Source organism: Streptosporangium sp. NPDC002544, from assembly GCF_040295965.1.
In the GTDB taxonomy this organism is placed as follows: Bacteria; Actinomycetota; Actinomycetes; order Streptosporangiales; family Streptosporangiaceae; genus Streptosporangium.
In genome coordinates, this window is record NZ_JBEOWJ010000037.1 from 77,858 (window position 1) to 100,723 (window position 22,866).

At 69.6% G+C, this 22,866-nt stretch carries 20 protein-coding genes; 13 read left to right on the plus strand and 7 right to left on the minus strand.

All coding sequences use genetic code 11. The features are described 5' to 3' along the window. Positions 1-137 precede the first annotated feature (137 nt). The 8 genes from ABT061_RS39800 to ABT061_RS39835 all read left to right on the plus strand — a co-directional run bounded on the left by ABT061_RS39800 (position 138) and on the right by ABT061_RS39835 (position 10,753). Entirely contained in the window at positions 138-1,085 is a 948-nt protein-coding gene (locus ABT061_RS39800; RefSeq protein ID WP_350927967.1) for a terpene synthase family protein, read from the plus strand. A 216-nt stretch (positions 1,086-1,301) separates the two neighbouring features. Then, the gene (locus tag ABT061_RS39805) at positions 1,302-3,224 is read left to right on the plus strand and encodes a histidine kinase (protein ID WP_350927969.1); all 1,923 of its coding nucleotides are present in this window, start codon (positions 1,302-1,304) and stop codon (positions 3,222-3,224) included. Positions 3,225-3,309: 85 nt separating this feature from the next. Next, a complete protein-coding gene (locus ABT061_RS39810) occupies positions 3,310-4,803 on the plus strand; it encodes a BTAD domain-containing putative transcriptional regulator (RefSeq protein WP_350927971.1) in 1,494 nt (497 codons plus the stop codon). A gap of 2 nt (positions 4,804-4,805) precedes the next feature. Beyond that, positions 4,806-6,902, plus strand: coding sequence for a sensor histidine kinase (locus ABT061_RS39815; protein ID WP_350927973.1), 2,097 nt, complete (start codon positions 4,806-4,808; stop codon positions 6,900-6,902). A gap of 58 nt (positions 6,903-6,960) precedes the next feature. Continuing rightward, positions 6,961-7,866, plus strand: coding sequence for a TolB family protein (locus tag ABT061_RS39820; RefSeq protein ID WP_350927975.1), 906 nt, complete (start codon positions 6,961-6,963; stop codon positions 7,864-7,866). Between the two features lie 288 nt (positions 7,867-8,154). Continuing rightward, positions 8,155-9,936 (plus strand): NAD+ synthase, encoded by a 1,782-nt coding sequence (locus ABT061_RS39825; RefSeq protein WP_350927977.1) that lies wholly within the window; start codon positions 8,155-8,157, stop codon positions 9,934-9,936. A gap of 67 nt (positions 9,937-10,003) precedes the next feature. Continuing rightward, positions 10,004-10,480: a hypothetical protein gene (locus ABT061_RS39830; protein WP_350927979.1), complete on the plus strand. Its 477-nt coding sequence runs from the start codon at positions 10,004-10,006 to the stop codon at positions 10,478-10,480. Positions 10,481-10,555: 75 nt separating this feature from the next. Further along, on the plus strand, positions 10,556-10,753 hold the full coding sequence (locus ABT061_RS39835; RefSeq protein WP_350927981.1) for a hypothetical protein: 198 nt from the start codon (positions 10,556-10,558) through the stop codon (positions 10,751-10,753). 20 nt (positions 10,754-10,773) lie between these two features. On the opposite strand, the gene ABT061_RS39840 is transcribed toward ABT061_RS39835, so the two are convergent. Beyond that, a complete protein-coding gene (locus ABT061_RS39840) occupies positions 10,774-12,534 on the minus strand; it encodes a hypothetical protein (protein WP_350927983.1) in 1,761 nt (586 codons plus the stop codon). Positions 12,535-12,753: 219 nt separating this feature from the next. Here ABT061_RS39840 and ABT061_RS39845 point away from each other — a divergent pair, with 219 nt between their 5' ends. Beyond that, positions 12,754-13,593, plus strand: coding sequence for a helix-turn-helix domain-containing protein (locus ABT061_RS39845; protein WP_350927985.1), 840 nt, complete (start codon positions 12,754-12,756; stop codon positions 13,591-13,593). Then, complete coding sequence (locus ABT061_RS39850) at positions 13,578-13,814, plus strand: DUF397 domain-containing protein (protein WP_350927987.1); 237 nt, start codon at positions 13,578-13,580, stop codon at positions 13,812-13,814. Before ABT061_RS39845 ends, ABT061_RS39850 begins: the two co-directional genes overlap by 16 nt. Positions 13,815-14,015: 201 nt before the next feature. Here the strand turns inward: ABT061_RS39850 and ABT061_RS39855 are convergent, their stop codons facing one another. From ABT061_RS39855 to ABT061_RS39865, 3 genes are all read right to left on the minus strand, one after another. Further along, a complete protein-coding gene (locus ABT061_RS39855) occupies positions 14,016-14,663 on the minus strand; it encodes a TetR/AcrR family transcriptional regulator (protein WP_350927989.1) in 648 nt (215 codons plus the stop codon). Between the two features lie 7 nt (positions 14,664-14,670). Further along, positions 14,671-16,233, minus strand: a complete 1,563-nt coding sequence (locus ABT061_RS39860) for an MFS transporter (RefSeq protein WP_350927991.1) — start codon at positions 16,231-16,233, stop codon at positions 14,671-14,673. Between the two features lie 133 nt (positions 16,234-16,366). Then, complete coding sequence (locus ABT061_RS39865; RefSeq protein ID WP_350927993.1) at positions 16,367-17,569, minus strand: MFS transporter; 1,203 nt, start codon at positions 17,567-17,569, stop codon at positions 16,367-16,369. 208 nt (positions 17,570-17,777) lie between these two features. On the opposite strand from ABT061_RS39865, the gene panB reads away from it, so the two are divergent. Continuing rightward, positions 17,778-18,623: a 3-methyl-2-oxobutanoate hydroxymethyltransferase gene (gene panB / locus ABT061_RS39870; RefSeq protein ID WP_350927995.1), complete on the plus strand. Its 846-nt coding sequence runs from the start codon at positions 17,778-17,780 to the stop codon at positions 18,621-18,623. Between the two features lie 65 nt (positions 18,624-18,688). Here panB and ABT061_RS39875 read toward each other — a convergent pair whose 3' ends face one another. Continuing rightward, positions 18,689-19,600 (minus strand): threonine/serine dehydratase, encoded by a 912-nt coding sequence (locus tag ABT061_RS39875; RefSeq protein WP_350927997.1) that lies wholly within the window; start codon positions 19,598-19,600, stop codon positions 18,689-18,691. An 86-nt stretch (positions 19,601-19,686) separates the two neighbouring features. Further along, on the minus strand, positions 19,687-20,859 hold the full coding sequence (locus ABT061_RS39880) for a trans-sulfuration enzyme family protein (protein ID WP_350927999.1): 1,173 nt from the start codon (positions 20,857-20,859) through the stop codon (positions 19,687-19,689). A gap of 280 nt (positions 20,860-21,139) precedes the next feature. On the opposite strand from ABT061_RS39880, the gene ABT061_RS39885 reads away from it, so the two are divergent. Further along, a complete protein-coding gene (locus ABT061_RS39885; RefSeq protein WP_350928001.1) occupies positions 21,140-21,310 on the plus strand; it encodes a hypothetical protein in 171 nt (56 codons plus the stop codon). Positions 21,311-21,408: 98 nt separating this feature from the next. Here ABT061_RS39885 and npdG read toward each other — a convergent pair whose 3' ends face one another. Further along, positions 21,409-22,074 carry an NADPH-dependent F420 reductase gene (gene npdG, locus ABT061_RS39890; RefSeq protein WP_350928003.1) on the minus strand — a complete coding sequence of 222 codons (666 nt, stop codon included), beginning with the start codon at positions 22,072-22,074 and terminating at the stop codon, positions 21,409-21,411. Between the two features lie 122 nt (positions 22,075-22,196). Here npdG and ABT061_RS39895 point away from each other — a divergent pair, with 122 nt between their 5' ends. After that, positions 22,197-22,775, plus strand: coding sequence for a hypothetical protein (locus ABT061_RS39895; protein ID WP_350928005.1), 579 nt, complete (start codon positions 22,197-22,199; stop codon positions 22,773-22,775). Positions 22,776-22,866: the final 91 nt, after the last annotated feature.

The window sequence follows — 22,866 nt, forward strand, 5'->3', positions numbered from 1 at the left end:
ATCCCCTGACCTTTCCCCGACCCCACTCACAACCCTTGTCACACTCCCTGCACCCGTCCCCCTCACCTGTCACACGTCCCTTCGCCGCCCCGCCCCCCGGGACCGCGGGATGCCCGAAGCCGCCACCCCCCTCCGGGGTGGCCGCGGCTTCGCTGCTCCCCCTCGCCGAGCTCGTACCGTCGATGTCGGCACCGTGCCGGATGCATCCCTCGGTCGACCTGATCAGCGCCGAGCTCGCCGGCTGGGCCCGCGAGGCCGGGCTGGAGGCTCCCCCACGCGCCGGGTTCGAGCGGATGGCGGGCCGGGCCTTCGCCGGGTTCGGCGTGGAGGCGGCGCTGCTGTTCGCCAAATGGCTGACCTGGCTGTTCCATTTCGACGACGAGTGGGATGAGAAGCCCGCCGGACGCGCGGCCGAGATCGTGGAGGCCACCTTCGCCAGGCTCGACCTCGTCGCACGCGCTCCCGTCCACGCCTCCTCGCCCGTCGAGATCGCCTTCGCCGACCTCTGGGAGATCACCGCGGGGCGGATGAGCACCCGGTGGCGGCACCGGTTCCTGGCGGGGCTGGCGGCGCAGGGCGAGGCATGCCGCACCGAGGCCGAGAACCGGTGCGCGGGCCGGGTGCCCTCCCCCGCGGAGTATCCGCGGCTGCGGCGGGGCACCGCGGGCCCCTACCTGTTCGACCTGGTGGAGCCCTGCCTGGGGGTGGAGGTGCCCGCGGGACTGCGCGAGAGCACGACCTGGCGGACGCTGGTGGACGCCTGCAACGACGTCACCGCGTGGTGCAACGACGTCGCCTCGCACCACAAGGAGCGGGCCAACGGCGACGTGCACAACTACGTGACGGTCGCCGCGACCGCGTTCAGGCTCTCCGACGGCGCCGCCGTCACCTGGGTGAACGACCGGATCGCCGCCCGCGCCGAGGACCTGCGGATCTCCGCGCGCCGGCTGCCGGCGCTGTTCGACCGGTTCGAGCTGTCGATCGGCCAGGCCAGGGAGGTCAGCAAGGTCGCGTGCGCGTTCCTCGCGGCGCCGAGAGCACAGTTGGAATGGCTCCTGGAGTCCAGCCGGTACGACGTGCCGTGACCGGCCCGCTCCCACCCGGGCGGGCCCGCCCGGGTGGGAGCGGTGTCCTGCCCCAAGCCCCGCCGGCGATCGGGCCGACTCCGAGGCTCCGTACGAGATACGCCCTGCTTTGATCGCTTATTGATTGGATTGCGCTTCAAGCCGGTTAAGGTCCTTCCAAGTACCAGATGAAGGGCCTGAACCACCATGCGCGGGCTGAACCTGTTGATCCAAAGGGTGACGCCTGTCCGGGGGCGGGTCGCGGCGGTGCTGATCACCAGCGCGTCCGTCGCGATGGTGTGCGTCAACGTCTGGGCCACGACGCTGCTCCCACAGCCCTCCTACACGCCGCTGCCGTTCGCGCCGGAGGACGTGGCCGGCACCGCGTTCCCCATCCTCGGAGCGCTGCTGGTGTTCCAGCGGCCCCGGCTGGTCATCGGCTGGCTACTCTGCCTGGGCGGGCTGTTCTCCGCGCTGAACAGCCTCACCATGAACCTCGCCCTGCTGGGCACGGCACGGGAGTGGACGGTTCCGTCCGAGGCCACCTGGACGCTCGCGGGGGTGAACTGGAGACTGACCATCCTGTTCCTGGTCGTGCTGCTGCCGCTGCTCTACCCGGACGGAAGGCTGCCCTCCCCGCGCTGGCGGCCACTGATCTGGGCCTCGGTCGCCATCCTGGCGCTCGACGTACTCGTCACGGACTTCATGTCCTTGCCGGGGAGAGGGGACACGTACCCCCTCAGGTTCTCCCTGGACATGCTCACCAACGCGGTGATCCTCCTGGCCTTCGCCTCGCTGGCCATGCGGTTTCGCCGGGCGGACGCCGAAGAGCGCAGGCAGATCCTGTGGCCGCTGGTCGCGATCGCCACGGTCGTCGTCCCCTGGGTGCTCGGCAACCCGGTGTGGTGGCTGGCGTCGTTCACGATCCCGCTGGTCCCGCTCGCGATCACCTTCTCGGTACTGCGGTACCGCCTCTACGGGATCGACACGCTGATCACCAGGACCCTGGTCGGCGCAGGCCTGGTCGGCGTGATCGGCGGGGTGTACGTGGCGGTGGGCACCGCCTCCAGCCTGTTCCTGTCGGACGTGGACCGGATCGGCGGCCTGATCGCCGCGCTCTGCGCGGGGGCGTTCTTCCACCCGATACGGCGGGTGCTCCAGCGCGGCGCCGACCGCCTGCTCTACGGCAGCAAGGGCGACCCGGTGACGCTGGCCGCCGAACTCGGGCGCAGGCTGCAGCACACCGATCCGGCGGGCGGGCTGACCGCCGCCCTGGAGGTGCTGCGCGACGGTCTGGCCGTCACCGGTACGGGCGTGCGTTTTTCCGGCGGCTGGCCCGAGGAGGCGACGGCGGGGACGCTGGAGGAGGTGGCGCGCGACATCCGGCTCGTGTGGCACGGCGAGCCCGTCGGCCGCCTGCTCATCGGCCCGCCGGGGGTCAGGCGCCTGCCGGCCACGCACAACGAGCGGGTCATCGCCGCGCTCACGCCGTACGTGGCGGACGCGGCCCACGCGGTCCGGCTGGTCGGCGCGCTGCGGCGTTCCCGGGAGCGGATCGTCACCACCCGCGAGGAGGAACGCCGCCGCCTCCGCCGTGACCTGCACGACGGCCTCGGCCAGTCACTCAGCGGGATGGCGATGTCCATCAACGCGGCCAGGCACTCCCTGCGCGTCTCCCCCGAGACGGCCGAGCGTATGCTCAGCGAGCTGCGATCCGGCATGGACAGCGTCACCAGCGACATCAGGCACCTGGTGTACGGCCTGCGACCGCCCACCCTCGACGAGCTGGGCCTGGCCGGCGCGCTGGCGGAGATGGCGGGCCCCGGCGTCACCGTGGAGGTCAGGGGCGAGCTGTCGGGGCTGCCTGCCGCCACCGAGGTGGCCGCGTACCGGATCGCGCAGGAGGCGCTGACCAACGCCCGCAAGCACGCCGGTGCCGCGACGGTGCGGCTGTCGCTGGAACGCGGCGAGGACTTCTTGAGCATCCGGGTGCACGACGACGGGATCGGCATCCCCGCGGAGCGTCGCGCGGGGATCGGACTGGCCTCGATGCGCGAGCGGGCCGCCGAACTCGGCGGGACATGCATGATCACGGCACCGCCCGAGGGGGGCACCACGGTCGAAGCTGTTCTTCCGGTGAACTTGAATGTGGAGATATGACCATCGATGATTTCTTACAGCCTGCGAACGATGGCGAGTGTTGCCCTATGACGTTGGCCCAGGTAGCTCTAACCTTGCGCCTGCAATGCTGACATTTCGTGCTCTCGGACCGTTCCAGGCGCGCCACAACGGCACGCTGCTCGATCTCGGCGGCCAGCGCCAGATGGCGGTGCTGGCCCGGCTCCTCGTAGCCGGCGGCCGCGCCGTCCCGGTGGCCATGCTGATCGACGAGCTGTGGCCGGGTGAGCCTCCGACCCAGGCCCTGTCGACCATCCAGGGATACGTGTCGCGGCTGCGGCGCGCCCTGGAACCCGGCCGCGCGCCACGGGAGGAGGCCGAGGTACTGGTCTCCGCCCCGCCGGGCTACGCGCTGCGCGCCTCAGCGGACCAGGTGGACTCCTGGATGTTCGAGAACGCGGTCAAGGCCGGTGGCGAACCCGCCGAGGTGTGGGGGCGCCTGGAGACCGCCCTCGCGCTCTGGCGAGGTCCGGCCCTGGCCGAGTTCTCCGACCTGCCGTGGGCGGTGACCGAGGCGGGCCGGCTGGAGGAGCTGCGGCTGATCGCGGTCGAACGCCGCGCCGACGCGGGACTCCTCCTCGGTCACTCCGGTGCCCTGGTCGCCGACCTGGAGGCGCACGCCTCGGCGCACCCGCTGCGGGAGGAGGCCTGGCGGCTGCTCGCGCTGGCCCTGTACCGCAACGGCAGGCAGGGGGACGCGCTGGGAGCGCTCCGACGGGCCAGGGGGATGCTCCGCGACGAGCTCGGCCTCGACCTCGGCGCCGCCCTGCAGCGCCTGGAGTCCGACATGCTGGCCCAGGCCGTTCACCTCGACCCGCCCGCGGAGCCGGTCGCCGCGCGCGCGGCGGAACCGGCGGCACCGCGCCCGACGGCCACCGAGGAGCGGGCGCGGGCGCTGCCCGGGCTGCGCATCGTGGTGGTGGACGACCAGGCGCTGGTCCGCACCGGCCTGCGCGTGGTGCTGGACAGCGAGCCCGGCTTCGAGCTCGTCGGGGAGGCGGAGAACGGCGAGCAGGCGATCGCCGTGGTCCGGGAGACCGCTCCGGACCTGGTGCTGATGGACATCCAGATGCCCAGGCTGGACGGGCTGACCGCCGCGCGACGGATTCTGGCCGACGAGGCACCGCCGAAGGTCGTCATGATGACCACCTTCGGCACGGACGACAACCTCTACGCGGCGCTGCGCGCGGGGGTGAGCGGGTTCGTCCTCAAGACGTCGGCGCCCGAGCAGCTCATCACCGCGATACGAGCCGCGCAGGCAGGGGACGCGTTGATCGACCCCGCCGTCACCACCCGCCTGATCGCGGCCTTCGCCGGGCGCACCAACCCGTCCGCGCCGCCCGGCCTGGCCGGTCTCGGGGACGCGGACCTCGACCTGATGAAGCTGGTCGCCAGGGGGCTGACCAACCGGCAGATCGCGGCGACCCTCGCGGTCTCCGAGCGGTCGGTCTCACAGTCGGTGATCAAGCTGCTGGACCACCTCGGGCTGTTCGACCGGGCCCAGCTCGTCGTCACCGCGTACGAGTCCGGGCTGGTCAACCCCGGCGACGTGGGCAGATAGCGATGCACCCGCGGGCACGGGAGCACGACCGGGTGCTCGACGGCGTCGGCGACGTGCCCAGACGGGCCGTCGACGCGCTCACGGTGCCCGCCGGGCCCGCTGTGCCGCTCGCGCGCGCTCTGTCGCGCTCGCCACGGCGGCTCGCCGCCGTGGCGATGGCCACCCTCTCCGTGGGACTCATCGCGGGCGGGGTCATGCTCCGCCTCGACCTGCCGCCCGAGTGGCAACCGGCGCTGGACGGCACACCCCAGCTGACGGCGGGGCTGATGTTCCCCGTGGTCGGCGCCTTCCTGCTGGCTCACCGCTCGCGTCCGGCCACGGCATGGCTGATGTGCGTGGGCGGCCTGCTGTGCGCGATCGACATCTTCTCCGAATCGGTGCTGTTCGCCTTCGCCGCGGCGGGAGACATGGACACGGCCGGCTACCTCCGCTGGCCCATGGTCATGAGCCACCACGCCGGCGGGATCCTGCTGGCGGTCATACTCCCGCTCTACTCCCCCGACGGCCGGCTGCCCTCCCGGCGCTGGCGGCCGTTGGTGGCGGTCGGCGCGGTCGCGGCGGTGACGAGCACGCTGCTCGACCTCACCCGCCCGGCACCCGACCAGGCGAGCTACCCCTGGCCGCGGATCATTCCCAACCCACTCGCGCTGGAGGCCACGGCCCCCTACAGCATGGCCGCGCGCCAGGCGGCCGCCATTCTGGTATCGGTTCTCGCGTTGCTGGCGCTGGTCTCCCTGGTGCTGCGTTTCCGGCGGGCCGGCCCCACGCTGCGCCGGCAGATCGCCTGGCCGCTGTTCGCGTTCGCCTTCTACGTCGCCTGTCTGCTCGCCGGACCCGACTGGTGGCCGGCCGCCGCGACCTGGGCCGGGCTGATCCCCGTGGCCATCGCCTTCTCCGTGCTGCGCTACCGGCTCTACGGCATCGACACCGTGATCAGCCGCGCCTTCGTCGCCGCCGGGCTGATCGCCGCGATCAGCGTCATCTACGCGGTCGGCACGGTCGCCGGGCTGGCCCTGTCGGGATATGACCGGATCGGCGGCCTGATCGCGGCTTTGCTCGCCGGAGTGATCTTCCACCCGCTCCGGCACAGGCTCAGGAGCCTGGTGGACCGGCTCATGTACGGCACGCACGGCGACCCGCGGGCGTTCGCCGCGCGCCTGGCCTGGGAGGTCCGCGAGACCGAGCCGACCAACGCGCTCGCCGCCGTCGCCGCGGTGGTCAAGGACGGGCTGAGCGTCACCGGGGTCGCGGTCGAGGTGTACGAGCCCGGCACCAGGCAGGTACAGGTCGGCCTGCTGGGCCCGGCGCCACGCGGCGTACCGCTGATCTGGCACGGCGAGCCGGTCGGGCTGCTGCTTCTGGGCTCCCCCGGCCCCCGCAGGTTCGCCGCGGCGCACAACGACCGCCTGATCGCGGTGGCCACCCCGTACGTCGCCGACGTGGTACACGCGGTACGGATGACCGCCGACCTGCAGCACTCCCGGGAGCGTATCCTCACCGCCCGCGAGGAGGAGCGCCGCCGCCTGCGCAGGGACCTGCACGACGGGCTCGGCCACGCGCTGACCGACATGGCGATGGCCATCAACATGGCCAGGATCAGCCTGCGCACCGCCCCCGACTCCGCCGACCGGCTCCTGGCGGAGCTGCGCAGCGGCATGGACGCGGTCAGCGAGGAGATCAGGGAACTGGTGTACGGCCTGCGACCGCCCACCCTCGACGATCTGGGCCTGGCGGGGGCCGTGCGGGCCCTCGCCCAGGAGGGCACACCGAGGGTCGCCGTGGAGACCGAGGGCAACCTGTCGGACCTGCCCGCGGCAGCCGAGGTGGCCGCCTACCGCATCGCGCAGGAGGGGCTCACCAACGTCCGCAAGCACGCGGGGGCCAGCTCCGCGACCATCTCGCTGCGGCGCGGGGAGTCGCTGGTGGTGCGCGTCCAGGACGACGGACACGGGCTGCCCGCCGGCCCCCGCTCGGGAGTCGGGCTGCTCTCCATGCGCGAGCGCGCCGCCGAGCTGGGCGGGACCTGCGTGATCGGGGCGGCCCCCGGCGGCGGCACGGTCGTGGAGGCCGTGCTGCCGATCGCGGCTGATCATTTGTAAACCCTTTGCTCCTTTCGGGACTCTAACTCCGTTAAGGAATTGACCCGAGGAGATCTCCTTGAAGTACTGGGCACTGGCCGCCGGCGCCGCACTCGCCGTGTCTGCCACCGCCACCCCCGCGGTGGCCTCACCCCGAACTGCCTCACCTCAGACGGCTCCCGTAGCGGGCGCCGTCTACTTCCGCTACGCCGGCAGCGGGGTCGAGGCGCTGACCCACCGGGGAGGCTGGAGCCGCCTGACCGCCGGAGAGGGGGCCTTCGCCGGTCAGTTCGCGGTCGCGCCCGACGGCGGCAAGATCGCCTGGATCGACGACAAGAGCAGGCTGCACGTCAAGTCGGCCACCGGGGACAAGGTGATCGCCAAGAACGCCGCCTACGGCGGCCCCTGCCTGACCCCCGCCTGGACCGCCGACGGCAGGCGGATCGCCTACCCGGTGCGGGGCACCGCCGAGGCCACCACCGTGGCCGTGGTCGGCGCCGACGGCAAGGGCCGGTTCAACGCCGGCAAGACCCTCGGCCCCTGTCACCTGACCTGGTCGGCCGACGGCAGGACTCTCGCCGGGTACGCGGGCGACGTCAACGGCGTCTACCTCCTGGACACCAGGCGGCGTGTCGCCAGCCGCAACCCCGGCATCAAGCTCGCCAACCACGTGGAGAGCCTGTCGCCGGACAGCCGCAGGGTGGTGGTCAACGCCATCGGCGCGAACGCCCCGGGCGGTGACGGTTCCTGGCCGCTGTCGTTCTCCCCGTCGATCTACGACACCAAGACCGGGGCGAAGATCGCCATCCCGGTCAAGGGGCGGCTGCTCGGCGCGCGTTACCTGCGCGACGGCCGCCTGGCGGTCCGCGTCAAGGGCACGACCGCCAACACGATCGTGATCCTCTCCCGCGCGGGCAAGGAGCTCCAGCGGGTGGCCGAGCCGGCGGGGGCGAGGAACCTCGGACTGGTCGAGGTCCTCGACTGACGCCTTCCCCTACGTGAGACGACGCCGCCGGCAGGCTTGATGACCCGCGCGTTGCCCGCCGGACGGCGACATCGGACGCCGGCCGACGGGCAACCGGCCGCAACCGGCTGGCAACCGGCTGGCAGAGCCCGGAACGTGCCGTTCTCGTCGCACCTCACCGGACTTCCCGGGCGGCCGCCGGACCTGGACTGCGCCTTTCATCCTGATACGGCAGGTTATGTGGGTAAAACACACCCAGAGGGATCACCTGAACGGTGATCTCGTGGTACGTCCCAATAGGATGGACAGGTGGCTCAACTCCGTATCGCCCTGGCCCAGAGCAATCCCGCCGTCGGCGACCTGGCCGCCAACGGCGACAGGCTCGTCGAGTGGACCCGGCGCGCCGCGGACCGCGGCGCGCACCTGGTCGTCTTCACCGAGATGTTCCTGACCGGCTATCCCGTCGAGGACCTGGTGCTGCGCACCTCGTTCGTGGAGGCGTCGATCTCCGCGATCGAGAAGGCCGCGCGACGACTGGACGAGGCGGGACTCGGCGAGATCCCGGTCGTCGTCGGCTACGTGGACCGCGCGAATCTCGCCCCGCGCGTCGGCCAGCCCAAGGGCGCCCCGCTCGACGCGGCGGCGCTGCTCCACCGGGGCCGGGTGGTCGTCAAGACCGCCAAGCACCACCTGCCCAACTACGGCGTCTTCGACGAGTACCGCTACTTCGTCCGCGGCGACCGGCTGCCGATCTTCCGGCTGCACGGCGTCGACGTGGCGATCGCGGTCTGCGAGGACCTCTGGCAGGAGGGCGGCCCCGTCGCCGTGGCGGCCGAGGCCGGAGCCGGGCTGCTGGTGGTGCCGAACGCCTCACCGTACGAGAAGGAGAAGGACGACGTACGGCTGGCGCTGGTGGCCAGGCGCGCCCGCGAGGCCGGTTGCGTCCTCGCCTACGTCAACCAGGTCGGCGGCCAGGACGAGCTGGTCTTCGACGGCGACTCGCTCATCGTCTCCGCCTCCGGCGAGCTCATCGCGCGCGCGGCGCGCTTCTCCGAGGAATTGCTGGTCACGGACCTGGAGCTGCCCGAGGCCAGGTACGGAGGACTCGGGGAGTTCCAGGTGGACGCCGGGGACAACACCGTGATCACGGTGGAGCGGCTGGAGCTGTCGCCCCACCCCCTGGAGCCGTACGAGCCGGAGCCCCCCACGCTCGCCGAGCAGCTCGACGACACCGCCGAGATCTACTCGGCTCTGGTCCTCGCGGTCCGCGACTACGTCGCCAAGAACGGCTTCGGGTCGGTCATCCTGGGCCTGTCCGGCGGCATCGACTCGGCGCTGACCGCCACGATCGCCTCCGACGCCCTCGGCCCCGACCGGGTACACGCGGTGCTGATGCCGTCGCGCTACTCCTCCGACCACTCGCTGAGCGATGCCCAGGAACTGGTCGACCGGCAGGGGATCAACGCCGGCACCGTGCCGATCGCCGACATCGTCAACGGCTTCGAGAAGGAGATCGAGCTCTCCGGCCTGGCCGCGGAGAACCTCCAGGCCCGGGTGCGCGGCATGCTCCTGATGAGCCTGTCCAACCAGCACGGCCACCTCGTCCTCACCACCGGCAACAAGAGCGAGCTGGCCACCGGCTACTCCACCCTCTACGGCGACTCCGCGGGTGGCTTCGCGCCCATCAAGGACGTGCTCAAGACCCTGGTCTGGGAGCTGTCGCGCTGGCGCAACGCCCAGGCGGGCCACTCGGGTGAGTTCCTGCACCCCTTCGCGGTGCCGCCGATCCCGGAGAACTCGATCGAGAAGGAGCCCAGCGCGGAACTCCGCCCCGACCAGCGCGACACCGACTCCCTTCCCGAGTACGGAGTCCTGGACCGGCTGCTGGGCGACTACGTCGAGAAGGACATGGGCTCGGCCGAGCTGATCGCCGCCGGACACGACCCCGCGCTGGTCGCCCGGGTGATCCGCTTGGTCGACCTGGCCGAGTACAAGCGCCGCCAGTATCCCCCGGGCCCCAAGATCACCCCCAAGAACTTCGGCCGCGACCGCCGCCTCCCCATCACCAACCGCTGGCGCGAGACGACCTAACGAGGTCTGGCAACGTTTCTGGGCATCACACTCCCCTGACCGGAGAATGATCAGTACAGTCGGCAGGGTGCGTCATGTCGCGGGATGCGTTCTGTTACTTCTGCTGGTGGCCGGTTGCACAAACAGCAGCCCCACCCTCGATGAGGCCGCCCAGGTGCTGGCCGCGGACATGAAAAAGCTTGAGCCCTTCTATCCGACGACAAACAAGAAAACGGTCGACAGGACCGGCAAGGAAAAAAGCGACTTCGCGGTTTGCGGCAAAGACGGAACCGCCCTCCGCTCTTATGAACTCAGCAGTGATTTCAATAAAGACAGTCCGACCTCTCCGGAGCAGCGTGTCGAGTCATTCAGTCTCCTCTTCATGGAGGAGCTTAAAAAAATCGGCTACGAAGCCGATCGAAAATCCAGCTGGGCGCGCCCCGGGCGAACCATCGGCGTTCTACACAAAAAAGATCCGGGAATTACCGTCATCCTGGTCGCACAGGATTCCCAACCCAACGTAGAGATCATCGGAAAGACCGACTGCATATTTGAAAGCCGGTGATCACAGAGGGGTTCGGGAAAGACGAGCCTGCTCTCGAAGTCGCGAAGCGGTCCGCCTCAGGTTGCGCGCAGCGCCATGACACTGTTCCGCAAGCCGAATGATGTCCGACCGCCTTTGAATTACATCGGAATTGAAACGCTGAGCCGATGGCCCGGTCCAGACTGGACCATCAACAGCCGAATCGGTCTCAACTCGATCAAGGATCGTTTCAAGATTCTTGACGTATCCCTCAAGTCGATCAGCCAGCAGTTCCTTCTCTTCGGCTTGGCGTAGCAGTTCATTTGGCCCCATCGTCATCCTCCGCGCGCGTCGAGCGCGGTCTTCAAAACCGGCTCAAGCCGCCCGTAGAACAGATCCCTGAGCTGTCGAAGGTCCGAATCCCCAAGCGGTGGGTAACCGTGGGCCTGCCGGGAGGCGCTAAGGGCGGCCACCTGAGCATCGACCAGGACCTCAACCAGGTCCGAGGCCTCTCCCGGCCGCTCCCGGTCAAGGATCCCCTCAATCGCGCTCTTCAGGTCGTTCTTTCCGACTATGTCGGTCGCCTTTCCAGCCACCGTCTCCTTGAACACCCCACCATCGATCACTTCACCGAAGACTCTTCCGGCAAAAATATCCAAGGGGAAAGTAAGGAGCTCTACGATGACCTTATCCGTTTCGTCGGCAGACAAATCAGCTTCATGTAAACCGCTGAAGAAAATCGATGCCAACGCCCCCGACCTGACCACTTTTTCATAGAAAATTTCACGCTGACCTTTCCTGGCCTCCTCGGTTGAGGCATCACCAAACGGGTGACTTTCCCCTAAATCGAGTTTCTTTAAGAATTCTCCATAGCCATTCCTGAGCGGCATCAGCGCCCCAGGGCTCTGCAGTAACCCTCCAAAGAAGTTCGAAATCTTTGCAGAGTCAAACTTCTGCCACCCCTGATCCGTGCTGCGGCTCGGAAACCTATCCTTTCGATTCCAGGTATCGACAAGTTCGGGAAAGTACTGTGAGATATGTGTGGCGAGCACCTGGCCGATCGGAGACGGGGCGGCCAGTGCGGGCCAGAAGTTCTTCCTGCTGTAGAGATCGATGATGTTGAGCCAGGAGTCGCGGCGGAGGGTGGCGTCTCCCGCACCGGGAGCCAGTGCCCTGCCCAGAGCGGTGGCTAGGAGTTTCTCGAAGTCCGTACCGTCGAGACCGTTCACCACCTCGGGCCGCAACAGCAACGTCGCGTTCTCAGCTGAGACCAGAAATCGCTGGGTCGCTCCCACATCCTGGCTCAGCGCCTTGGCCAGCCAGTAGATGTTCCAATCCTTTCCCGACACGCGTGAGCCGCTGTACTGGAGCAGCTTGGCGCCGGCCGCGAGGACGAACTCGCGCGACTGGCGGGCCAGGCCGAGCAGTGCCGCCATGTCGCCTACGGGGAGGTTACCCAGGGCGTGGTCACGCAGGCCCTGGGGAAGGGTGCCTGCCGCATCCGCTGAGGCGAACGCCTCGGCCAGCGGTTTCAGATCCTTGCCCGCCTTCTTCAGGTTCCCGGGACTGTAACCGCGCGGATCGTTCTGGTTCCGCGAGCTCACGGCGGCGAAGATCGCTCCGAAAGTGGCGCTGCCCAGCGTCGTCAGCAACCCCGCCGAGTAGGCGGCGTCGACGGTCTTGCCCTGTCCCTCCCGGAGCGTCGCCTGAACCTTCTCCCAGTTCTGGACGCTGGGGTCCTTCAGGTAGTCATGCCACGCCGCCAGGGTCCGCTCTCCGGCGAGTGTCCCCGCGTTCCGGGACGTGGTGGCGTCGCCGAAAGCGAATTCAGCGGTCTTGAGGCCGCTTTTCGGTGCTGTGTCCTCGACACGCTCGATCGTCTGGGTCCGCCAGGTCAGGTCCCGCTGCGCCTCGTCGAGAAACCGCCCGACGTTGTCCAGCACCTCAGCGCCTGGACCCGCCGGCCAGTCGGGGCCCGCTTCGGCAATGGAGGCGGCCAGCGAGGGCCTCAACACCCGGCCCCGTTGCGCGGCATCGCCCATGGCAGTGATCAGACGTCGCGCCCCCGCTGGATCAATGCCGACAAACTCCACCATTTAGCCTGGTCTCCTTGGATAGAGACGCTGGGATGACAAAGCCTCAACATGTTATCCCGACTTCCCCACAACCGAGAGTGTGAAGAAAACAGCGAGAACAGTTAGCAGACAAATCGGAAGTCAATTCAATGAGTTCCGAGGGGAGCTTCCGGCCGGGGCGACCGAGAACTACTTTGAGTAGTGATTCGACTACAGTCGGCCGGGAGATAGGAGTCCGCGATGCTCCCTTCGCGTGAGCTCGACAGCGCGTCCAGCCCACTCGCCTTCTTCGCCATGGAGCTACGTCGCCTGCGCGAGCAGGCCGGGCTGACACAGGAACAGCTCGCCCGGGAGATCTCCTACTCGATCGCGCTGATCAGCATGGTGGAGACCGGGAAACGCAACCCGTCCCGCGACTTCACCAGACGTTGCGACGAGAGGCTCAACGGTGGCGGTCTGCTCATGCGGATCTGGCCGCTGCTGGCCAATACCGCCTACTCCACGCAATTCCAACCCTGGTTGGAGATCGAGCCCCAGGCCCACACTCTGAGGAACTGGGAACCTCTCCTAATCCCCGGCCTACTCCAGACCGCCGACTATGCCAGCGCAGTTCTTCGCGCCGAACCAGGAGTGAGCGACGAGCGGGCCGAGGAACTCGTCTCCGGACGTCTGGAGCGACAGAAATTGCTGACCAAAGATGATCCGCCACTTTTCCTGACGGTGATCAGAGAGGAAGCTCTGCACCTCCACATCGGCAGTCCCGAGATAATGCACGACCAACTGTCCGCACTGCTCATCGCAGCGGAGCACAGACACATCTCCGTACAGATCGTTCCCAGCGGGCTGGGCATGACGGGCGGCACCATAGCGGGTCTGGAGGGAGCATTCATCATTGCAGGCGTCGAGGGCAGCCCCGATAGTGTATTCGTGGAGTCCGCCGCCGCAGGGCACGTCACGGATCATCCCCGCGACGTAGTGGCGATCTGCAGGCGTTACGAAGCGATCCGTTCGGAGGCCCTGTCCGCACGGGCCAGCGCCGACCTCATAACAAAGGTGATGAAGGAATGGCAACAGACCTGACCGGCGTAACCTGGCACAAATCCTCCCTGAGCGGCTCCAGCGGGGGTAACTGCGTTGAGGTGGCCGTCGTGGATGTCCCCGATACCGGTCACAAGGCAGACCCCGGCCCCCTTCATGTGATCCGCGACTCCAAGAATCCCGAGGGCCCCAAGCTGTTCTTCACCCAGTCCGAATGGGATGCCTTCGTCGTCGGCGTCAAGCTCGGAGAGTTCGACAACTGACGAACGTGGGTGAGGCCCCCGATGCACCTTGTGTCGGGGGCCTCACCGTGACACGCGAAGAGCTGAGGTGAGGCAGCGACGTGTCAGCCGAGCCTCACTCTGGTGAGAGGTCATTTCTACGATCTCGGCCTCCCCGGGAAAGCGAGGAACGAAGACCTTTCCGAAGGTCGCCGACATCCCTTTGGAAGGCAGCGAGGAGCCTCAGCCGGAGCCGAGGCCTGTCAGGAGTTGGTCGACGATCCGTTCGGCCAGGTCGGAGGGGAGCTCGCCGTTCTCTTCCGGGCCCTCGGTGCGGATGTACCACATGATGGTGCCGACCACCGTCGCCATCGCGATGCGCACGTCGAGGCCGGCCCGGAGCTCGCCGGTGGCGATGCCGCGCCGCAGCAGGGCGGCCATCGCCGCCCTGCGCGGCTCGATGGTCGCCTGGCGGATGCGTTCCACCAGGCGCGGGTGGCGCTCGGCCTCGTTCATCGCGATGTTCATCACGCAGCGGTTGCGCGCGTCGCACGCGTCTTGCTGGAAGACCCGCATGTAGGTGATCAGATCCTCACGGACCGAGACGCCCCCCGGCGCGGGAAACGGTCTCTTGAGGGTCGCCAGCGCGTCAACGAGCAGGTCCTCCTTGCTGGACCAGCGCCGGTAGATGGTGGTCTTGCCGACCCCCGCGCGAGCGGCGATGCCCTCGATCGACAGTTCGGAGAGGCCGCTGCTCTCCCCGACCAGATCGAGGGTCGCGTCGATGATGGCCTTCTCCGCCCTGGCGCTGCGGGGACGGCCCGCGGGGCGGGTCGTCTGAGCCTGGGCTGTCCGAGCCTCGGCCATCTGGGTCTCGTCGGCGGTCGTCATCGCACACCTACACTACTGCCGGTTCCGCCTCGCGATCTACGCCCCGCGGGGCGGGGGTCCCGGAGGACCTGCCGGGCAGCCATCTGAGCACCACCAGGGCTCCCACCAGCGCGATGGCCGCGGAGACGAGGGCGGTGACGTGCATGCCCTCGACGAAGGCGAGCTTCGCCGGTTCGATCAGCGCCGCACCCCGCTCACCCAGGCCCTGGGCCACATTGAGCGTTCCGGGCAGCGACTCCCCGGCGATGTGCCTGAGCTGCTCGGGCAGGCCGGTCAGCGCGGGAGCGATCTGGTCGCGGTAGGTGGCCGAGAGCAGCGAGCCGAGGAGCGCGACCCCGAGCGCGCCGGCCACCTGGCGGACCGTGTTGCTCATGGCCGATCCGACGCCCGCCTTCTCCCTGGGGAGCGCCTCCATGATCGCGGTCGTCGCCGGGGGCATGATGTTGGCCATCGCCGCACCCTGGACGAAGAACACGATCTCCAGTACGAGGATCGGGGTGTGCTGGTCCATCAGCGAGTAGGCGGCCAGTGCGCCGGCCACGATGACCATGCTGACGGTGGCGGTCAGCCTGCCGCCGAAGCGCGCGGCCATCTGCTGGCTGAGCGGGGCGAAGATCAGCTGGGCGGCGGCGAAGGGGATCATCAGGGCGCCCGCCTGCAGCGCGCTGAAGCCCAGCACGATCTGCAGGTAGAAGACCAGGAAGAACATCGCGCCCATCATCGCGAAGAACACGATGCCGACCATGCCGACCGCGGTGGCGAAGCGCGGGTCGCGGAAGTAGCGGACGTCGAAGGCCGGGTGGTCGATGCGGCGCTCGTACCAGACGAAGACGCCGAGCACGACGATGCCGAGGATCGTCGGGGCGAGCACCTCCGCGCTGGCGATCGTGGCCAGCTCGCCGCCCCGGATGATGCCGTAGGTGACGGCGACCAGACCGACGATGGAGAGGATCACGCCGACCGGGTCGAGCTTGGACGGGTGCGGGTCACGCGACTCGGGCACGACCAGGCCGATCAGCACCATGCTGATCAGCACGATCGGCAGGTTGATCAGGAAGACCGACCCCCACCAGAAGTGCTCGATGAGCAGGCCCCCGGTGATCGGCCCGATCGCCACGGCCAGGCCCACGCCGCCGGCCCAGACGCCGATCGCCTTGCCGCGCTCCTGCGGGGGGAAGACGTTGGAGATGATGGCCAGCGTGGCCGGCATGATCGCGGCACCGCCGATGCCCATGAACGCCCGGGCGACGATCAGCTGCATGGGGTCCTGGGCGTAGGCGCTGGCCAGCGAGGCCAGGCCGAACAGCACCATGCCCACCATGAGCATGCGCCTGCGGCCGGTACGGTCGCCGATCACCCCGAAGGTGAACAGCAGGCCCGCGAAGACGAGCGTGTACGAGTTGATCGCCCATTCCAGCTGGCTCTGGCTGGCTCCCAGGCCCACCTTCGGATCGGCGATCGTCTTCAGCGCGACGTTGAGGATGGTGTTGTCGAGCACGACCGCCAGGAGGCTGAAGACCAGCACTCCCAGGATCTGCCACCGTCTCGGGTGACCAAGCTGTTGTTCCACGAAGGCCCCGTTTTTCGATACGTATGAGTTTCGAAACATCACCGTAGCGCCATCTTTTTCGATACGCAACCGTGTCGTTTCGTATTTATCGGGACATATCGCGATACACGCACCATCGGGAGCGCGCCGGGGTTCAGGCGGCGAGCGGGAGCGGCTCCTCGACCGAGCTCTCGGTGCGCCGCCAGAACGGCAGGGCGACCAGGACCATCAGCACGCAGCCCAGCCCGGCGGCGGCGAAGGCCCAGCCGGGACCGGGGCCGTCGATGATCACACCCGCGATGGGCGCCGCGGAGGCACCACCGATCAGCAGCGCCGTGCCGTGCAGGCCCATCGCCTCACCACGGGCCTCCGCGGGAACCCAGCGGCTCACGGTGTCGATCGAGGAGGACAGCGCGGGGGCGCACAGCACGCCCGCCGGCAGCAGGGCCAGGACCAGCCAGTGCCAGTCGCCGCCGACCAGCCCGACGGGAATGGTGAGCAGCCCCATGGCTCCGATCAGGACCAGCGGCGAGCGCCCACGGGGCAGCATGCCGTACACGAAGCCGCCGGTCAGCGAGTAGGCGCACCACAGGGCGATCGCCAGCCCGATCCACGCGGTGTCGCCGCTCCGCTGCATCGTCGCCACCAGGGACAGCTCGGTGGCGGCCAGCACGAAGGTCGCCGCGACGACGGTGCCGAGCAGTCCGAGCATGCCCGGGGTGAGCCACTGGCGGCGCGCGACCCTCGCCACCGGCTCACGGAGCTCCTCGGCCGAGCGGATGGGCGGGTTCAGCACGATCAGCGCCGTCCCCGAGCCGACCAGACCGATCGCGACGATGCCCATGGTGGGGACGCTGCCGAGGGAGGTCACCCCCGCGATCGCCAGGGCGGGGCCGGCCATGTAGGAGAGCTCCACGATGATGGAGTCGAGGGAGAACCCCATCCGGCGCTGGTCGACCGGGACCAGCGCCGTGAGGCACTGCCTGATCACGCTGAACACCGGAAGGGCGAGGAGGCCCGCGGGCACCGCGGCGGCGAGCAGCACCGGGAACGGCATCGCCCACGCGACGGACCAGAAGACGAGCTGGGCGAGCGTGGTCACCGCCAGCACCGGGCGCAGGCCGTGCTTGTCGACGAACCTGCCCGCCAGCGGTGAGCCGACGGCCATGCCCACGGTGCTCGCCATGGTCACCAGACCGGCCGCGCCGAAGCCCATGCCGAGTCCGCCGGGGTCGACGACATGCATCGTCAGCGTGATGGCGACCGCGGTCGAGGGAATGCGGGCGAGCAGCCCCACCAGCAACAACGACCGCACGCCCGGCAGTGCCAGCAGGCGGCGGTAAGGTTCTACAGCCATTTTGATTACTTACCTCCGCCAGCATTGTGCCGTACGCACCCGACACTTCCGCCACCGGATTTACCGCGGGGGTGTGCGGTACGCCACCCACACCCCCGCCATCGGATTACCAGGCCGGCCGGGTCTGTTGAACCTGCCGAACGCGTGCAATCATCGGAACCGTCCGGGGACGCCATCAGGGGCGCCTCGAGACTTCACTGGAGGTCCCATGTCCTCTTCCTCCCCCAGCCGGCCGACCTCGCTCTACGGCGGCCAGGCCGGCCGAAGGATCACCGTACGCGACGTCGCCGCCGCCAAGGAGCGCGGCGAGCGGTGGCCGATGGTCACCGCGTACGACGCGATGACCGCCAGGGTCTTCGACGAGGCCGGCATCCCCGTGCTGCTCGTCGGCGACTCGGCGGCCATGGTCGTGTACGGCTACGACTCGACGCTGCCCGTATCGGTGGACGATCTCATGCCGCTGACCGCGGCCGTGGTGCGCGGCTCCTCCCGCGCGATGGTCGTGGCCGACCTGCCGTTCGGCTCCTACCAGGCATCTCCCCAGCAGGCCCTGGAGACGGCCGCCAGGTTCATGAAGGAGGCCGGTGCCCACGCGATCAAGCTTGAGGGTGGGCGGCGGGTGCTCCCCCAGGTCGAGACGCTGGTCTCGGCGGGCATTCCGGTGATGGCCCACCTGGGCCTGACCCCCCAGTCGGTCAACGCGCTCGGCGGCTACCGGGTGCAGGGCCGCGGCCAGTCGGGTGACGAGCTGATGGCCGACGCCAAGGACCTGGAGTACGCCGGAGCGTTCGCCGTGGTCCTGGAGTGCGTTCCCGCCGAGCTGGCCGAGCGGGTCACCTCGTCCCTGTCGATCCCGACGATCGGCATCGGTGCCGGGCCCGGCACCGACGCACAGGTCCTCGTCTGGCAGGACCTGATGGGCCTGACCGCCAGCCCGGCCAGGTTCGTCAAGAAGTACTTCGACCTGGCCCACGAGATGGACCGGGCGGTGCGCAACTTCGCCGACGAGGTGTCGACCGGCGCCTTCCCCGCTCCCGAGCACAGCTACAGCTGACGACTCCGAGCCCCGGCGTCCCAGGAAACCCTGGCGGCGCCGGGGCGTTCAGGCGCGGCGCGAGATCAGGCGAGCGTGGCGGGGTCGGTGTTGGCGCCGCACACGACCACGGCCACCCGCTCCCCTTCGGCCGGGGTGTAGCGGCCGGACAGCAGAGCCGCGTACGCGGTGGCGCCCGCGTGCTCGGCGGCGATCCGGTGCTCCCGCCACATCTCGCGCCGTGCCTCGACGATGGCCTCCTCGGAGACCAGCAGGCTCCGTATCCCCGCCGCGCCCGTGATCTCACAGGCGATCTCGCCCGCCCGGCTCGCGCCCAGGGCGTCGGCCCCCACCCCCGCGACCTCGACCCCGACCGGCCGGCCGGCCTCCAGCGCCCGGTGCAGGGTCGGGATGAGCTCGGGCTCGACGGCGACCACGCGGGCGTGGCCGTCGAGCGCGACGGTGATCCCGGCGACGAGCCCGCCGCCGCCGACCGCGACGAGGACCGTGTCGACTCCCCCGGTCTGCTCCAGGATCTCCAGGCCGACCGTGCCCTGCCCCGCGACCACCTCCGCCTGGTCGTAGGCGTGCACGTCCAGGGCACCGGTCTCGGCCGCGCGCTTGACGGACGCCTCGTAGGCGTCGGCGTAGACGGCACCGACCTGGGTCACCCGCGCGCCCAGCGCGCGCAGCCCGGCCACCTTCACCGGGCTGGACACCGTGGGCACGAAGATCTCCGCCGGGACACCGAGACCGCGTGCCACGTACGCCACCGCCAGGCCGTGGTTGCCCCCGCTCGCCGCGATCAACCCGGCCTCGGGGATCTCTCCCATGGACAGGGCGCGGTTGAAACCTCCTCGCGCCTTGAACGACCCCGAGTGCTGCAACCCCTCCAGCTTGAAGAACAGCCCCGGCGACACCTCGACCACCGGTGTGCGCCGGACGTACCCCGCGATGCGCTCGGCGGCCCGTCGCACGTCCCCGATCGACACGCTCACGCGCGTCCCCTTCCCACAAAGCGACTCGGAAAGCGGCCATCCTTCCTGCGGCCCCGTGCCGCAGTCTAGGAGACGCCGTGGATCCCTCAGGCGAGCGCCTGCTCGAAGTCGGCCCACAGGTCCTCGATGTGCTCGATGCCGACCGCCACCCGTACGGTGCCCGCGCCGACCCCGTGCCGGGCGAGCTCCTCGGCCGTCAGGGAGCGGTGGGAGGTGGTCGCGGGGTGCAGGATGAGCGTCTCGACACCGCCGAGGGACGGGGCCAGCAGGGCCAGCCGCACCGAGCTCATGAACCGCTCGCCCGCCGCCCGGCCGCCGACCAGGTCGAACGAGAAGACACCCCCGAAGTCCGGCAGGAGCTTGGCCGCCAGCTCGTACGAGGGATGCGAGGGCAGGCCCGGCCAGTGCACGACGGAGACCGCGGGGTGGTCGTTCAGCCGGGTGGCCAGCTCGCGGGTGTTGAAGCAGTGGCGCTCCATCCGCAGCGGCAGCGTCTGGATGCCGCGCAGGGTGAGCCAGGCGGCGAACGGATCCGCGGTGGCACCCAGCTTGACGTTGTAGGCCCACACCCTGCGGTACATCTCCTCCGCGGCGAAGACGGCGATCCCGCCGAGCACGTCGGTGTGCCCGCCCAGGTACTTGGTCGTGGAGTGCACCACGATGTCGGCTCCGTGCTCCAGCGGCCGGCACAGGATCGGTGAGGCGAAGGTGTTGTCGACCACGGAGACGAGTCCGGCCTCGCGTGCCGCCGCGCACATGCCCGGCAGGTCGGCGACCTGGGTCACCGGGTTGGCGATGGTCTCCAGGTAGACCAGCTTCGTCTCCGGCCGCACGGCCGCGCGCAGCGCCGCCGGGTCGTCCTCGGGGACGTAGGAGACCGATATCCGGAAGCGCCGCTCCAGGTCGTTGATCATCGAGGCGGTGCCGCCGTAGAGCGCCTGCTGCGCGATCAGGTGATCACCGGGCTCCAGCAGCGCGAGCAGCACCGAGTTGATGGCCCCCATTCCGGAACCGGTGGCCACCGCCCCGGCACCGCCCTCCAGGCCGGCGACGGCCTCCTCCAGGGAGCGGACCGTCGGGTTCGACAGGCGCCCGTAGACGAAGGCCCCGTCCGGGCGGCCCATCCCGTCGGCGAAGACGGCCGGGTCGTCGAAGACGAAGCCGGAGGTCTGGTAGAGCGGCACCGTGATGGAGCGGCTGCCGTTCAGCTGCGGCTGGGGAAGGTGGACGGTGCGGGTCTCCGGGCGAAAATCAGTCATGAGATAAGAATGTCCGGTTAACAGGCTGTTTGTCAGATCTGCTTGGTGCGATGTTCGTCATCAAAAGCACAGGTCACCCTGACCCGGGACACCGGGAAGACCACCGTGGCAGCCTCAGGTTCCCGGCCGCGCGTTCGCGATCCCCGTCGGGTGACCCGGCGAAGGACACCCCTGGCCGACGCGATCCGGCGCACCGCACCTGGGCCGCGGGTGCTGGATCCCGAACCGGTCGCCACGGCCGCCGGGTCCGGCGCGAGCCCGCCGCCCCCGGAAGAGCACGGTGCTGAGGGAGGCCGCGCAGGGCGCCGGCGCGGAGGGGATCGCCGGGCGGCTGCACCTGTTCGCGGGGACGGTGCGCGACCACCTGACGAGCGCCATCGCCCCCGGCCGGCGCCCGCGACAGGATCGCCGAGGACGCCGGCTGGATCTGACGGAGCCGCCTCGCCCGTGAACATCGGAAGCACCGATCACGACCGGCGCCGGGCGGCTCTCCCGCGACCCCGGTGCCACCGCCGAGCGGTCGAGATCGTCAGATATCCGGCTGTCGCGCTAGATGTCGGTGACGCGCAGGCCGGCGTGGGCCTTGTAGCGGCGGTTGATCGAGATGAAGTTGGCGGTCATCGCCTCGACCTGGTGGGCGTTGCGCAGGCGACCGCCGTACACGCCGCGCATCCCGGGGATGCGGCCCGCCAGCGCCTGGACGGTGTCGGTGGCCTCGCGGTCGTCGCCCAGCACCAGCACGTCCAGGTCGATCTTGTCGACCTCGGGGTCCAGCAGCAGGACGGCGGAGACGTGGTGGAAGGCGGCGACCACCCGGCTCTCGGTCAGGACCGCGGCCGCCTGCTGGGCGGCGCTGCCCTCCTCGACCGCGAGTGCGTACGCGCCCTGCTTGTCGAAGCCGAGCGGGTTGACGCAGTCGATGACGATCTTTCCGGCCAGCTCGGCACGGAGAGACTCCAGCGTGGAGCGGTGCCCGTCCCAGGGAATGGCCACGATCACCACGTCGGCCTCGGCCGCCACGGTCGGGTTGCCGGCGCCGCGCACCGATCCGCCGATGCTCGCCGCCGCCTCCTGAGCACGCTCGGCGCTGCGTGAGCCGATCAGCACGCTGTGCCCGGCGAGGGCGAACCGCCGCGCCAACCCCTTGCCCTGGTCCCCGGTCCCGCCCAGGATCCCGATCGAGATTCCCCCCACGTCCGGAATATCAGTGCTCACTCACCGCTCCTCATCATCCTCGACCCTCAAGATCGGACTTCATCGACCATATCGTCTGCCCCGAATCCTCTCAGGGGCGCATTCCCAGGATCATTGCGGGGGGGCTGGTGCACGATGGTGCCATGGACGCTGGGTCGGTGACACTGCTGCGCGAGATCCTGGCTTCGACGGGCTGGATCGAGCGGACCCGCGAGCTGGGCCTCGCCCTGCGCGCGACCCGCTCGGCCGGCGGCCTGCTGGTGGTCGGCACGCCCGAGGAGGAGCCCTGGCACCTGACCGCGCACCTGAGCGACGAGGCCAGGCTCTCCGGGCTGCCCCAGCTCTCCCCGACGCTGGTCCGCTGGGCACCCGCCCCCGACGCGCCCGCGCACCTGCGGGTCGGGCTGGACCGGATCCGGCAGGCCGGACGGGGCGAGACCCTGTTCGTGGTCGCCGAGGAGCGCGCTCCCGAGGCGCTGCTGGAGCGGGTGAGCGACGCTCGCAGGACCGGCACGACGATCCTGGCCCTGGACGGCGGTGACACGGACCTTACCGGCCTGGCCCACGACGCGCTGACGGTCCCCGAACGGGCACCGTTCTCCTTCGACGGGGCACAGCATCTGGTGAGCATGGCCGCGGGCGAGGTCGAACGGCGCCCCACCCTGCGTGACCGCCTGGCCAGGCTGCTGGAGCGGGTCAGCGGCCCGCAGGTCACCGACTAGTAGTGCTTTGTTAGGTGGTTAGGGCGGTCTTTGCTGGCAGGTGGGGCATCGGCCTGTCCAGGTGGCCAAAAGGGCTTGGAGCTCTTTGAGG